Annotated in this window: 10 protein-coding genes; 8 read left to right on the top strand and 2 right to left on the bottom strand. The window is 55.6% G+C overall.

Features of this window, described 5'->3' with window-relative positions:
• Nucleotides 1-76: 76 nt before the first annotated feature.
• Nucleotides 77-970 carry a YcbJ family phosphotransferase gene (locus ACMWKA_RS01905; RefSeq protein WP_013097298.1) on the top strand — a complete coding sequence of 298 codons (894 nt, stop codon included), beginning with the start codon at nt 77-79 and terminating at the stop codon, nt 968-970.
• On the opposite strand, the gene elyC is transcribed toward ACMWKA_RS01905, so the two are convergent.
• On the bottom strand, nt 947-1,726 hold the full coding sequence (gene elyC, locus ACMWKA_RS01910) for an envelope biogenesis factor ElyC (RefSeq protein WP_013097297.1): 780 nt from the start codon (nt 1,724-1,726) through the stop codon (nt 947-949). The two genes, ACMWKA_RS01905 and elyC, sit on opposite strands and share 24 nt — an antisense overlap.
• Before the next feature lie 124 nt (nt 1,727-1,850).
• Between elyC and cmoM the strand changes: the two genes are divergently transcribed.
• The 7 genes from cmoM (at nt 1,851) to ACMWKA_RS01945 (ending at nt 12,486) form a co-directional block, all read left to right on the top strand.
• Nucleotides 1,851-2,630 carry a tRNA uridine 5-oxyacetic acid(34) methyltransferase CmoM gene (cmoM, locus tag ACMWKA_RS01915; protein WP_013097296.1) on the top strand — a complete coding sequence of 260 codons (780 nt, stop codon included), beginning with the start codon at nt 1,851-1,853 and terminating at the stop codon, nt 2,628-2,630.
• A 3-nt stretch (nt 2,631-2,633) separates the two neighbouring features.
• Nucleotides 2,634-3,956, top strand: coding sequence for a chromosome partition protein MukF (mukF, locus tag ACMWKA_RS01920; protein WP_013097295.1), 1,323 nt, complete (start codon nt 2,634-2,636; stop codon nt 3,954-3,956).
• The gene (mukE, locus tag ACMWKA_RS01925; RefSeq protein ID WP_414759947.1) at nt 3,937-4,641 is read left to right on the top strand and encodes a chromosome partition protein MukE; all 705 of its coding nucleotides are present in this window, start codon (nt 3,937-3,939) and stop codon (nt 4,639-4,641) included. The genes mukF and mukE overlap by 20 nt, the downstream gene beginning before the upstream one ends.
• Nucleotides 4,641-9,089, top strand: coding sequence for a chromosome partition protein MukB (gene mukB, locus ACMWKA_RS01930; RefSeq protein ID WP_414759948.1), 4,449 nt, complete (start codon nt 4,641-4,643; stop codon nt 9,087-9,089). Before mukE ends, mukB begins: the two co-directional genes overlap by 1 nt.
• Nucleotides 9,090-9,268: 179 nt before the next feature.
• The gene (ldtD, locus tag ACMWKA_RS01935; protein WP_045902760.1) at nt 9,269-11,092 is read left to right on the top strand and encodes a L,D-transpeptidase; all 1,824 of its coding nucleotides are present in this window, start codon (nt 9,269-9,271) and stop codon (nt 11,090-11,092) included.
• 174 nt (nt 11,093-11,266) lie between these two features.
• Nucleotides 11,267-11,818 (top strand): YcbK family protein, encoded by a 552-nt coding sequence (locus ACMWKA_RS01940; RefSeq protein ID WP_013097290.1) that lies wholly within the window; start codon nt 11,267-11,269, stop codon nt 11,816-11,818.
• A gap of 20 nt (nt 11,819-11,838) precedes the next feature.
• Complete coding sequence (locus ACMWKA_RS01945; protein WP_013097289.1) at nt 11,839-12,486, top strand: MBL fold metallo-hydrolase; 648 nt, start codon at nt 11,839-11,841, stop codon at nt 12,484-12,486.
• A gap of 56 nt (nt 12,487-12,542) precedes the next feature.
• Here the strand turns inward: ACMWKA_RS01945 and ACMWKA_RS01950 are convergent, their stop codons facing one another.
• On the bottom strand, nt 12,543-13,733 hold the full coding sequence (locus ACMWKA_RS01950) for an amino acid aminotransferase (RefSeq protein WP_029882979.1): 1,191 nt from the start codon (nt 13,731-13,733) through the stop codon (nt 12,543-12,545).
• Between the last annotated feature and the right edge of the window lie 128 nt (nt 13,734-13,861).

The raw sequence follows: 13,861 nt of genomic DNA on the forward strand, positions 1-13,861 counted from the left end.
ATTGATCTCCGCAGGGTGACATCTGCGTCCTGCGCGCTCATTATAAAAGCAGTAGTCTTAATGGGGGTAATCTCATATGGAACAGCTGCGTGCCGAACTGAGTCACCTGCTTGGCGAGAAGTTAAGCCGGGTGGAATGTGTAAGTGAAAAGGCAGATACCGCGCTCTGGTCGTTGTACGACAGTCAGGGAAACCCAATGCCGCTGATGGCCCGAAGCTTTACCTCGCCGGGTGTGGCCAGGCAGCTTGCCTGGAAAATTTCAATGCTCGCGCGGCAAGGAACCGTGCGTATGCCGACGGTTTACGGGGTGATGACGCATGAAGAGCACCCCGGTCCGGATGTTCTGCTGATTGAGCGTTTACGCGGAGTATCCGTTGAAGCCCCGGCGCGTACACCGGAGCGCTGGGAACAGCTGAAAGACCAGATTGTGGAGGCTCTGCTGGCCTGGCACCGGCAGGATAGCCGTGGCCTTGTGGGACCCGTCGACAGCACTCAGGAAAATCTCTGGCCGCTGTGGTATCGCCAGCGGGTGGAGGTGCTGTGGGGAACGCTTAATCAGTTCAACAACACCGGCTTGACCATGCAGGATAAACGTATCCTGTTCCGCACCCGGGAGTGTTTACCGGCGCTGTTTGAGGGCTTTAACGACAACTGCGTGTTGATACATGGTAATTTTACCCTGCGTAGCATGCTTAAAGATTCTCGTAGCGATCAGCTTCTGGCGATGCTGGGGCCAGGGGTCATGCTCTGGGCTCCGCGCGAGTATGACCTGTTCAGGCTCAGCGATAGCGCGGCCGCTGAAGGCTTGCTGTGGCACTATCTGCAGCGCGCGCCCGTTGCGGAGGCGTTTCTCTGGCGGCGCTGGCTTTATTTATTGTGGGATGAAGTGGCGCAGCTGGTGAATACCGGACGTTTCAACCGCGCCAACTTTGACCTTGCGACAAAATCACTCCTGCCCTGGCTCGCCTGAGGAGCCTTTCAGCCACTGCCAGATGCGTCCCAGCGTCTCATAGCCGACGCGATCGCTATGCATCAACCACATTGGGGACGGGATCACCCGTTCCCATGGGTTGAGCGGGGCGTTAATGGCCATCTGGTTCGCCGGCGCGGGAAGCGGGTGCAGACCTTGTTTTTCGAAGAAAATCATTGCCCTTGGCAGATGTGAAGCAGATGTCACCAGTAAGAACGGAACATCGCCAATAGCCTGTTTCACCGCGGCGGCTTCTTCTTCGGTATCTTTCGGACTGTCTAGCGTGATAATAGCGGAGCGCGGCACGCCGAGGGATTCCGCCACCCTGGCGCCGGCTTCAGCCGTGCTGACCGGGTTGGTTTTGGCTGGCGCGCCGGTGAAGATCATTTTTGATCCCGGATTAGCCAGCCACAGGCGAATACCTTCGTTCAGGCGCGGCAGGCTGTTATTGATCAGGTTGGAGCTGGGGGCCCAGTTTGGATCCCAGGTATACCCGCCGCCCAGCACCACGATGTACTCCACTTTCTGGTTTCCCTGCCAGGTTGGGTAGGTGTTTTCGATGGGACGTAACAGTTTGTCTGCGACGGGTTGCAGGCTCAGCAGCAGCAGTACCAGCCAGCCGAAGGTGATCAGCGTTTTGCCACTTTTCTGAAAGCGACTAAACCACACCAGCCCCAGCCCCAGCGCGATGATGAGCAGCAGTAGCGGAAGGGGAAGCATCATGCCTCCAATGTATTTCTTCAGGGTAAAAAGCATCCTTTTTGGTTCCTTTTTTAACCATATAGCAGGCGAATACCCGTGATATTACACCAGAGAGGTTCATTCTCCGCGCGGGTGTGACAAAATAGCGGTTTTGCAGTTAGCGAGTGGAACTCTCCCAATGCGGGATCGCAATTTTGATGACATCGCGGAAAAGTTTTCGCGCAACATATACGGCACCACAAAAGGGCAGTTACGTCAGACGATCCTCTGGCAGGATCTGGACACCATTCTGGCCACGTATGGCGGTCAAACGTTGCGCGTGCTTGACGCCGGAGGCGGTGAAGGGCAGACGGCCATAAAAATGGCTGAGCGCGGTCATCACGTCACACTTTGCGATCTTTCTGCTGAGATGGTTGCGCGTGCCACGCGTGCAGCAGAGGAGAAAGGTGTGAGCGACAACATGCATTTTGTACAATGCGCCGCTCAGGACATCGCACAGCATTTGGAAACACAGGTTGATCTGATATTGTTTCATGCGGTGCTGGAATGGGTAGCCGATCCCTTAAGCGTGTTACAAACCCTGTGGTCGATGCTACGCCCGGGCGGTACGCTGTCGCTGATGTTCTACAATGCTAACGGCTTCCTGATGCACAACATGGTTGCGGGCAACTTCGACTATGTTCAGGTCGGAATGCCGAAAAAGAAAAAGCGCACGCTTTCCCCGGACTATCCGCGCGATCCCCAGCAGGTTTACGGCTGGCTGGAAGAGATTGGCTGGCAGATAACCGGGAAGACGGGCGTCAGGGTGTTTCATGATTATCTGCGTGAAAAACACAAACAGCGTGACTGTTTTGACACCTTAACAGAATTAGAAACGCGGTATTGCCGTCAGGAACCGTTTATCAGTCTTGGCCGCTATATTCACGTCACCGCGCACAAGCCGCAGATGCAAGGATAACCTATGAGTGAATTTTCCCAGACAGTCCCCGAACTGGTTGCCTGGGCCAGGAAAAATGATTTCTCCATCTCGCTGCCGGTAGACAGACTCTCTTTCCTGCTGGCGGTTGCCACGCTGAACGGCGAACGGCTCGATGGCGAAATGAGCGAGGGTGAACTGGTGGATGCGTTCCGCCATGTGAGTGATGCGTTTGAGCAAACCAGCGAAACCATTAGCGTGCGTGCCAACAACGCAATCAACGATATGGTGCGTCAACGTCTGCTGAACCGCTTTACCAGCGAGCAGGCGGAAGGTAACGCCATTTATCGACTGACGCCACTGGGCATCGGCATTACCGATTACTACATCCGCCAGCGTGAGTTTTCCACGCTGCGTCTTTCCATGCAGCTCTCCATTGTGGCGGGTGAACTCAAGCGTGCAGCCGATGCTGCGGATGAAAACGGTGATGAATTCCACTGGCACCGTAACGTCTACGCGCCGCTGAAATATTCGGTAGCGGAGATTTTTGACAGTATCGATCTGACCCAGCGTCTGATGGACGAACAGCAGCAGCAGGTGAAAGATGATATCGCGCAATTGCTGAATAAAGACTGGCGTGCGGCCATCTCCAGCTGTGAGTTGCTGCTGTCGGAAACCTCCGGCACGCTGCGTGAACTGCAGGATACGCTGGAGGCTGCAGGCGATAAACTCCAGGCCAACCTGCTGCGCATTCAGGATGCGACCATGGCACATGACGATCTGCATTTTATCGACCGTCTGGTCTTTGATTTGCAGAGCAAGCTCGATCGCATCATTAGCTGGGGCCAGCAATCGATTGACCTGTGGATCGGTTACGATCGTCATGTACATAAATTTATCCGTACCGCCATCGATATGGATAAAAACCGCGTCTTTGCTCAGCGTCTGCGTCAGTCTGTTCAAACCTACTTCGATGCGCCGTGGGCGCTAACCTACGCCAATGCCGATCGTCTGCTCGATATGCGTGACGAAGAGATGGCGTTGCGTGATGAAGAGGTAACCGGTGAGCTGCCACCGGATCTGGAGTACGAAGAATTCAACGAAATTCGTGAGCAACTTGCGGCCATGATCGAAGAACAGCTCGCTGTCTACAAAACCAGACAGGTACCGCTGGATCTTGGTCTCGTGGTGCGCGACTATCTGGCGCAATATCCTCGCGCGCGCCACTTCGACGTTGCCCGCATTGTGGTAGACCAGGCGGTTCGCCTGGGTATCGCGCAAGCAGATTTCACCGGACTGCCGCCGAAGTGGCAGCCGATTAACGATTACGGAGCCAAGGTACAGGCGCATGTCATTGACAAATATTGAACAAGTGATGCCATTAAAGCTGGCACAGGCGCTGGCGAATCCGTTATTTCCGGCGCTGGACAGCCAGCTGCGTGCCGGTCGTCATATTGGCCTCGACGAGCTGGATAATCACGCCTTTTTGATGGACTTCCAGGAGTATCTGGAAGAGTTTTACGCACGCTATAACGTTGAGCTTATCCGCGCGCCGGAAGGTTTCTTCTACCTGCGTCCGCGTTCCACCACGCTTATTCCGCGCTCCGTGCTCTCCGAGCTGGATATGATGGTCGGCAAAATTCTGTGCTACCTCTACCTCAGCCCGGAACGTCTGGCAAATGAAGGGATCTTCACCCAGCAGGAGCTTTACGATGAGCTGTTGACGCTGGCAGACGAAAACAAGCTGCTGAAGCTTGTGAACAACCGTTCAACGGGGTCGGATCTCGATCGTCAGAAATTGCAGGAAAAAGTTCGCTCTTCTCTGAACCGTCTGCGTCGTCTGGGGATGGTCTGGTTTATGGGCCACGACAGCAGCAAATTCCGCATTACGGAATCTGTTTTCCGCTTCGGTGCCGACGTGCGTGCGGGCGACGACGCGCGTGAAGCGCAGCTTCGCATGATCCGCGACGGTGAGGCGATGCCGGTGGAAAACCATTTGCAGCTCAATGACGAGCCTGAAGACAATCAGCCGGATAGCGGGGAGGAAGAGTAATGATTGAACGCGGTAAATTTCGCTCACTAACGCTGATTAACTGGAACGGCTTTTTTGCCCGAACCTTTGATCTCGATGAGCTGGTGACAACGCTCTCCGGCGGTAACGGTGCGGGTAAATCCACCACCATGGCGGCCTTTGTGACGGCGCTGATCCCTGATTTGACGCTGCTGCACTTCCGTAATACCACCGAAGCGGGGGCGACAAGCGGCTCCCGCGATAAAGGCCTGCACGGTAAGCTCAAAGCTGGCGTCTGTTATTCGGTGCTGGATGTGATTAACTCCCGTCACCAGCGTGTGGTGGTGGGCGTGCGTCTGCAGCAGGTCGCCGGTCGCGATCGAAAAGTGGATATCAAACCGTTCGCGATTCAGGGGCTGCCAACCTCAATGCAGCCAACGGCGCTGCTGACGGAAACGCTCAATGAGCGCCAGGCGCGCGTACTGACGCTGCAGGAGCTGAAAGACAAGCTCGAAGCTATCGAAGGCGTGCAGTTCAAGCAGTTCAACTCAATTACCGATTACCACTCCCTGATGTTCGATCTGGGCGTGGTGGCGCGTCGTCTGCGTACCGCATCCGACCGCAGCAAATATTACCGTCTGATTGAAGCCTCCCTGTACGGCGGGATCTCCAGCGCCATTACCCGCTCCCTGCGCGACTACCTGTTGCCGGAAAACAGCGGCGTGCGTAAGGCCTTCCAGGACATGGAAGCCGCGCTGCGTGAAAACCGCATGACGCTGGAAGCGATTCGCGTTACCCAGTCTGACCGCGATCTGTTTAAACACCTGATCAGTGAAGCCACCAACTATGTGGCGGCGGATTATATGCGTCACGCCAACGAGCGCCGCGTGCATCTCGATCAGGCATTAGAGTACCGCCGCGAGCTGTTCACCTCCCGTAAACAGCTGGTGGCCGAGCAGTATAAGCACGTTGAAATGGCCCGTGAACTGGGCGAACACAACGGGGCTGAAGGCGATCTGGAAGCCGATTATCAGGCCGCCAGCGATCACCTGAACCTGGTTCAGACCGCGCTGCGCCAGCAGGAAAAAATCGAGCGCTACGAAGCCGATCTCGATGAACTGCAAATTCGTCTCGAAGAGCAAAACGAAGTGGTGGCCGAAGCCGCCGACATGCAGGAAGAGAACGAAGCGCGTGCCGAAGCCGCCGAACTGGAAGTGGATGAGCTGAAAAGCCAGCTCGCCGATTACCAGCAGGCGCTAGACGTACAGCAGACGCGTGCAATTCAGTACAACCAGGCCCTGCAGGCATTGCAGCGTGCGAAAGAGCTATGCCATCTGCCTGACCTGACGCCGGACAGCGCCGATGAATGGCTGGACACCTTCCAGGCGAAAGAGCAGGAAGCCACGGAAAAACTGCTCTCCCTGGAACAGAAAATGAGCGTCGCGCAGACCGCGCACAGCCAGTTTGAACAAGCTTATCAGCTGGTGGTGGCGATTAACGGCCCGCTGGCGCGAAACGAAGCGTGGGACGTAGCCCGCGAGTTGCTGCGCGACGGCGTCAACCAGCGTCATCTGGCCGAACAGGTGCAACCGCTGCGTATGCGTCTGAACGAGCTGGAACAGCGTCTGCGCGAGCAGCAGGAGGCCGAGCGTCTGCTGGTCGAGTTCTGTAAGCGTCAGGGTAAACATTACGATATTGACGATCTCGAGGCTCTGCACCAGGAGCTTGAAGCCCGTATCGCCGCCCTTTCCGATACAGTATCCAGCGCCAGCGAACAGCGGATGACGCTGCGTCAGGAGCTGGAGCAGCTTCAGTCCCGCTCGCAGACGCTGTTGCAACGCGCACCCGTCTGGCTGGCGGCGCAAAGCAGCCTGAACCAGCTCAGCGAACAGTGCGGTGAAACGTTCGAATCCAGCCAGGAAGTGACCGAATATCTGCAACAGCTGCTTGAGCGCGAGCGCGAGGCGATTGTTGAGCGTGATGAAGTTGGCGCGCGCAAGCGCGAGGTTGACGAAGAGATTGAACGCTTAAGCCAGCCGGGCGGTGCGGAAGATGCACGCCTGAATACGCTGGCGGAGCGTTTCGGTGGCGTACTGCTGTCAGAAATTTATGATGACGTGGGTCTGGACGATGCGCCGTACTTCTCCGCGCTGTATGGCCCGTCGCGTAACGCGATTGTGGTGCCGGATCTGTCTCTGATTGCCGAACAGCTCGAAGGGCTGGAAGATTGCCCGGAAGATCTCTATCTGATCGAAGGGGATCCGCAGTCGTTCGATGACAGCGTGTTCAGCGTTGACGAGCTGGAAAAAGCGGTAGTGGTGAAAATCGCTGATCGTCAGTGGCGTTACTCGCGCTTCCCGGAACTTCCTCTGTTCGGCCGCGCCGCGCGTGAAAGTCGTATTGAGAGCCTGCACGCTGAGCGTGAAACACTGTCTGAACGTTTTGCGACGTTGTCGTTTGACGTGCAGAAAACCCAGCGCCTGCATCAGGCATTTAGCCGCTTTATCGGTAGCCATCTGGGAGTGGCCTTTGAGGCTGAGCCGGAAGCGGAAATTCGCAAGCTCAACACCCGCCGTGGCGAGCTTGAGCGCGCAATTGCCAGCCATGAAAATGACAACCAGCAGAGCCGCGTTCAGTTTGAACAGGCGAAAGAGGGCGTTGCTGCCCTTAACCGCATTCTGCCGCGTCTGAATCTGCTGGCGGACGATACGCTGGCTGACCGTGTGGATGAAATCCAGGAACGTCTGGATGAAGCGCAGGAGGCTGCGCGCTTCGTGCAGCAACACGGTAATCAGCTGGCGAAGCTGGAGCCGGTCGTTTCGGTGCTTCAGAGCGATCCAGAGCAGTTTGAGCAGCTAAAAGAAGATTATGCCTGGTCCCAGCAGGTGCAGCGTGAAGCACGCCAGCAGGCGTTTGCCCTGACGGAAGTGGTGCAGCGTCGCGCTCACTTCGGCTACTCTGACTCGGCGGAAATGCTGAGCGGTAACAGCGATCTGAACGAGAAATTACGCCAGCGCCTTGAGCAGGCTGAAGCAGAACGTACGCGTGCCCGTGAAGCGATGCGTAGCCACGCGGCCCAGTTGAACCAGTACAACCAGGTTCTGGCCTCGCTAAAAAGCTCCTTTGATACCAAGAAAGAGCTGTTAAACGATCTGCAAAAAGAGCTGCAGGATATCGGCGTCCGTGCCGACAGCGGGGCAGAAGAGCGGGCGCGTGTTCGTCGTGATGAGCTGCATGCCCAGCTGAGCAATAACCGTGCGCGTCGTAATCAGCTGGAAAAAGCGCTGACCTTCTGTGAAGCGGAGATGGATAACCTGACCCGCCGCCTGCGCAAGCTGGAGCGCGACTATCACGAAATGCGTGAGCAGGTGGTATCTGCGAAGGCTGGCTGGTGCGCGGTGATGCGCATGGTGAAAGACAATAATGTTGAACGCCGTCTGCATCGTCGTGAACTGGCGTACCTCTCTGCTGATGAACTGCGATCCATGTCGGATAAGGCGTTGGGTGCGCTGCGTCTGGCGGTGGCCGATAACGAACATCTGCGCGATGTGCTGCGTATGTCTGAAGATCCGAAGCGTCCTGAGCGTAAAATTCAGTTCTTCGTGGCGGTATACCAGCATCTGCGTGAGCGTATTCGTCAGGACATCATCCGTACCGACGATCCGGTCGAAGCCATTGAACAGATGGAAATTGAACTGGGGCGCCTGACGGAAGAGCTGACCTCCCGTGAGCAGAAGCTGGCTATCAGCTCCCGTAGCGTGGCGAACATCATCCGCAAGACCATTCAGCGCGAGCAGAACCGTATTCGCCAGCTGAACCAGGGGTTGCAGAGCGTATCGTTTGGTCAGGTGAACAGCGTACGTCTGAATGTAAACGTCCGTGAAGCGCACTCTACGCTGCTGGATGTGCTCTCTGAGCAGCATGAACAGCATCAGGATCTGTTTAACAGCAACCGTCTGACTTTCTCCGAAGCGCTGGCGAAGCTGTATCAGCGTCTGAATCCGCAGATTGATATGGGGCAACGTACGCCGCAAACCATCGGTGAAGAGCTGCTGGATTACCGTAACTACCTGGAGATGGAAGTTGAGGTTAACCGTGGTTCAGACGGCTGGCTGCGTGCGGAATCCGGCGCACTGTCGACCGGTGAAGCTATCGGTACCGGGATGTCGATTCTGGTGATGGTGGTGCAGAGCTGGGAAGATGAAGCGCGTCGTCTGCGCGGCAAAGATATTTCCCCATGCCGTCTGCTGTTCCTTGATGAGGCAGCGCGTCTGGATGCCCGCTCCATCGCCACGCTGTTTGAGCTCTGCGAACGTCTGGATATGCAGCTCATTATTGCGGCACCGGAAAATATTAGTCCGGAAAAAGGCACAACCTATAAACTGGTGCGTAAAGTGTTCCAGAACAGCGAGCACGTTCACGTGGTAGGCCTGCGTGGCTTCGCTCCGCAGCCGCCGGAGTCCTTACCGGGCACAGCAGACGCCTCCTGAGGCGTGTTGTTACAAAGCGCGGCGCATTAGCGCCGCTTTTTTTTACGCTTAACTTATGCTTACGGCTGCGTTATCTTTAAACTTCTTTACATAAGGTAAGGCAACTGCGTTTGTGCCTTCCTATAATGAATAAAAGCCCCAGTGTGATGGGCATGTCGTGAGAAAACAGGGGGCAAGGGATGTTGCTAAAGAAAAATCGTGGTCATCAGCTGTCAGCGTTGAGTTTGTGTCTGGCGGTGATGTTTGCTCCACTGTTAAGCGCTCAGGCCGATGAGCCTGAAGTTGTACCGTCAGACAGTTCCGCGACGATGGGTGCGCAGCCGACGTCGCTGTCACAACCGCTGGATCAATCTCCGGCGACGGCCATTTTAGCGGGTATCAGACCGCTACCCGAAGGTATCGACACCGGCGCGCTCCGCCAGCAGCTTCTTACCGGGCTTCCTGCAGGATACACGCCTGCTTACATTAACCAGCTTACGCTGCTTTATGCCGCGCGTGATATGAAGCCGATGTGGGAAAACCGGGACGCCGTGCGCGCTTTTCAGCAGCAGCTGGCGGAAGTCGCCATTGCAGGTTTTCAGCCGCAATTCACCACCTGGGTTGAACTCTTGACCGATCCAGGCGTTACCGGTCAGGCGCGTGATGTGGTGCTGTCTGATGCCATGATGGGCTACCTCCAGTTCGTGGCGGGCATCCCGGTCAATGGCAATCGCTGGTTATACAGTCAAAAACCGTACAAGCTGGCGACGCCTGCGCTGTCGGTCATTAACCAGTGGCAACTGGCGCTGGACAACGGTGACCTGCCGCGCTTTATCGCAAGCCTGGCACCGGCCCATCCGCAGTATGCCACCATGCATCAGTCGCTGCTTGAGCTGGTTGCGGATTCCCGCCCGTGGCCTCAGGTGCGTGGCACAACCACGCTTCGTCCGGGACAGTGGAGCAGCGATGTCCCGGCGATCCGCGAAATTATGAAACGCTCCGGCATTCTCGAAAGCGGTCCTAAGATTGCGCTGCCCGGCGACGATACGCAAAGCGCGGTCGTCAGCCCGTCGGCCCCGGTAAAAGAGAAAAAGGCCGTTGCACAGAGCAACAAACCTGCCGCCTACGATCGCGAACTGGTCGCGGCGGTTAAGCAGTTCCAGGCCGCGCAGGGGCTGGGCGCAGACGGGGTGATCGGTCCATCCACCCGCGACTGGCTGAACGTCTCGCCTGCCCAGCGTGCTGGGGTGCTGGCGCTGAATATCCAGCGTTTACGTCTGCTGCCGGGAACACTGTCGACCGGGATTATGGTGAATATTCCAGCGTATTCGCTGGTTTATTATCAGAACGGTAGCGAGGTGCTGGCGTCGCGCGTGATTGTCGGACGTCCTGACCGTAAAACGCCGATGATGAGCAGTGCCCTGAATAACGTGGTGGTAAACCCGCCGTGGAACGTGCCACCGACGCTGGCGCGCAAGGATATTCTGCCTAAGGTCTGGAACGATCCTGGCTATCTGGAGCGTCATAACTATACGGTGATCCGTGGCTGGAACAGCAAAGAGACGATCGATCCGTGGATGGTTGACTGGTCAACAATTACGCCGTCGAACCTGCCATTCCGTTTCCAGCAGGCACCGGGTGCGCATAACTCGCTGGGGCGCTATAAATTCAACATGCCAAGTTCGGACGCTATCTATCTGCATGATACGCCGAACCATAACCTGTTCCAGAAAGATGCCCGCGCGCTCAGCTCAGGCTGCGTTCGTGTGAATAAGGCATCGGAACTGGCGAATATGCTGTTGCAGGATGCGGGCTGGAACGACACGCGGATTTCCGATGCCCTCAAGCAGGGGGACACCCGTTACGTTAACATTCGACACAATATACCGGTCAATCTTTACTATCTGACGGCGTTTGTTGGTGAAGATGGACGTACCCAGTATCGTACAGATATTTACAATTATGATCTCACGGCGCGATCCGGCGCACAAATTTTGCCAAAAGCTGAACAATTAATCAGGTAAATGAAGCAGTTCGGGAAAATAGGTTGTCGTAAGTTAGGGCAAATACGTGGCGATATGGCTGGAAGCCGCGTGTTTGCTGGGGTTGGGTGCCTTGACGTCGTCGGCTTTGCCAGTTAAGGTGCCCTTCGTGCGCTAAGCATATTACGATTTCTTTGACCTGTAGACCTGATTATCATGGACAAATTTGACGCTAATCGCCGCAAACTGCTGGCGTTAGGTGGCGTTGCGCTCGGCGCAGCGGCCATCCTGCCGACGCCAGCATTTGCCACCCTCTCGACACCTCGTCCGCGTATTTTAACGCTCAACAATCTGCATACTGGTGAGTCGCTAAAAGCGGAATTCTTCGATGGCAGAGGCTATATTCAGGATGAATTAGCAAGACTTAACCATTTTTTCCGTGATTTCCGCGCGAATAAAGTAAAAGCCATCGACCCAGGATTATTTGACCAGTTGTTCCGCCTTCAGGGCCTGCTGGGTACCAGCAAGCCGGTGCAACTCATTTCGGGTTATCGTTCCATTGATACCAATAATGAATTGCGCGCCCGCAGCCGTGGGGTAGCGAAAAAAAGCTATCACACCAGGGGACAGGCAATGGATTTCCATATTGAAGGCGTTTCGTTAGCCAATATTCGCAAAGCTGCGTTATCTATGCGCGCAGGTGGTGTAGGATATTACCCAAGTAGTAACTTTGTGCATATTGATACCGGTCCAGTTCGGCACTGGTAATAACGAAACACAGGAGCAGTATGAACTATCGTATTATTCCGGTTACGGCGTTCTCCCAGAATTGTTCATTGATCTGGTGTGAGCAAACCAAACTGGCCGCGCTTGTCGATCCCGGTGGTGACGCTGAGAAGATCAAACAGGAAGTTGCAGAAAGCGGTGTGACGCTGATGCAGATTTTACTGACGCATGGTCACCTTGACCATGTCGGCGCAGCGGCGGAGCTGGCACAGCACTATGGAGTGCCGGTGATCGGTCCGGAAAAAGAAGATGAGTTCTGGCTGCAGGGTTTGCCAGCCCAAAGCCGCATGTTTGGCCTCGATGAGTGTCAGCCATTGACGCCCGATCGCTGGTTAAACGAAGGAGAGCGTGTGAACGTAGGGAATGTGACTTTACAGGTGTTGCATTGTCCTGGGCATACGCCAGGCCATATTGTCTTCTTTGATGACCAGTCCCGTCTGCTGATTTCCGGCGATGTGATCTTCAAAGGTGGCGTAGGACGCAGCGATTTCCCGCGTGGCGACCACGGACAGCTGATCCAGTCGATTAAACAGAAGTTATTGCCACTGGGTGATGACGTGACGTTTATCCCTGGACACGGCCCGATGTCGACGCTGGGCTACGAGCGGGTGCATAACCCCTTCCTTCAGGATGAAATGCCTGTCTGGTAAATCCGGATAATAAAAAAGCCTGCATCGTGCAGGCTTTTTTGTGGGCGCTAATTACATTACAGTACGGCGACAATCGCTTCGCACAGTGGCGCCATGTTGTCAGGGGTCATACCTGCAACGTTCACGCGGCCAGAGGCCACGGCGTACACGCCAAACTCTTCACGCAGACGCAGAACCTGTTCTTTGGTCAGGCCACTGAAAGAGAACATACCGTTCTGCTTAGTAATAAAGCTGAAATCACGGTCTGCACCTTTCTCTGCCAGGGTGTTCACAAACAGCAGGCGCATGCGCTGAATACGCTGACGCATATCGTTGAGCTCTTGCTCCCAAATCGCGCGGAGCGCATCGTTGCTCAGGATGGTGGCAACGACAGAGGCACCGTGTGCTGGTGGGTTAGAGTAGTTAGCGCGGATAACTGATTTCATCTGGCTGAACGCACGATCGGCAGTTTCTTCGTTTGCTGCGACCAGCGTGCAGGCACCAACACGCTCATTGTACAGGCCAAAGTTCTTAGAGTAGGAGCTAGCAACGATCAGCTCCTGATGGACGGCTGCGAAAGCGCGCAGACCTTCAGCGTCTTCTTCCAGACCACGGGCGAAGCCCTGGTAAGCGAAGTCAAACAGCGGCAGCCAGCCTTTTTCGACAGACAGTTTCGCCAGTTGTTCCCACTGTTCAAGCGTCGGATCAATGCCGGTTGGGTTGTGGCAGCAGCCGTGGAACAGGACCACGTCGCCCGCCTGGGCTTCACTCAGGCTCGCCAGCAGACCGTCGAAGTCCAGAGCGTGGTTTGCGGCGTCGTAGTAGGCATATTCGCGCACTTCCAGACCCGCAGAGTTAAAGACGCTCTTATGGTTCGGCCAACTTGGGTTGCTTACCCATACGCGCTTAACAGCGGTATTTTTTGCAAGGAAATCCGCCGCCACGCGCAGTGCGCCGGTACCGCCAGGCGTTTGTGCTGTGCGCGCGCGTTTGTCGCTCACAATTGTACTACCTTTACCGAACAGCAGCTCCTGCGTGCAACGACCAAACTCAGGGATACCATCAATACCGAGGTAGTTCTTGGTGGTTTCATTTTCCAGCAGATACTGCTCAGCTTTTTTTACGCTGGTCAGTACCGGGGTTTTGCCGGTTTCATCTTTATATACACCAATACCCAGGTTGATTTTGCCAGGGCGGTCGTCGGCACGAAACAGATCGGCCAGGCCCAGAATAGGGTCGGCAGGAGCGGCGGTAATGTTCTCAAACATGACGAAGTTCCATTGTGATTACAGAAGTGAAATCCGCTATCAGGTTAACGGTAGATTTACAAAATGCCAACCGTTTGCGACGAAAAGCGTGCGGCTTTTCAAAAGTCGCCATTATTTTCTGTCAGGCA

Origin of the sequence: Enterobacter sp. 03-F-07-AD-ECC, assembly GCF_047530935.1 — a bacterium.
Classification (GTDB): domain Bacteria; phylum Pseudomonadota; class Gammaproteobacteria; order Enterobacterales; family Enterobacteriaceae; genus Enterobacter; species Enterobacter cloacae.

What these genes read in the sequence shown, in the direction of transcription:
- ACMWKA_RS01905 (WP_013097298.1), top strand. Translation starts at nt 77, where the DNA reads ATGGAACAGCTGCGTGCCGAACTGAGTCACCTGCTTGGCGAGAAGTTA.
- elyC (WP_013097297.1), bottom strand. Translation starts at nt 1,726, where the DNA reads ATGCTTTTTACCCTGAAGAAATACATTGGAGGCATGATGCTTCCCCTT.
- cmoM (WP_013097296.1), top strand. Translation starts at nt 1,851, where the DNA reads ATGCGGGATCGCAATTTTGATGACATCGCGGAAAAGTTTTCGCGCAAC.
- mukF (WP_013097295.1), top strand. Translation starts at nt 2,634, where the DNA reads ATGAGTGAATTTTCCCAGACAGTCCCCGAACTGGTTGCCTGGGCCAGG.
- mukE (WP_414759947.1), top strand. Translation starts at nt 3,937, where the DNA reads ATGTCATTGACAAATATTGAACAAGTGATGCCATTAAAGCTGGCACAG.
- mukB (WP_414759948.1), top strand. Translation starts at nt 4,641, where the DNA reads ATGATTGAACGCGGTAAATTTCGCTCACTAACGCTGATTAACTGGAAC.
- ldtD (WP_045902760.1), top strand. Translation starts at nt 9,269, where the DNA reads ATGTTGCTAAAGAAAAATCGTGGTCATCAGCTGTCAGCGTTGAGTTTG.
- ACMWKA_RS01940 (WP_013097290.1), top strand. Translation starts at nt 11,267, where the DNA reads ATGGACAAATTTGACGCTAATCGCCGCAAACTGCTGGCGTTAGGTGGC.
- ACMWKA_RS01945 (WP_013097289.1), top strand. Translation starts at nt 11,839, where the DNA reads ATGAACTATCGTATTATTCCGGTTACGGCGTTCTCCCAGAATTGTTCA.
- ACMWKA_RS01950 (WP_029882979.1), bottom strand. Translation starts at nt 13,733, where the DNA reads ATGTTTGAGAACATTACCGCCGCTCCTGCCGACCCTATTCTGGGCCTG.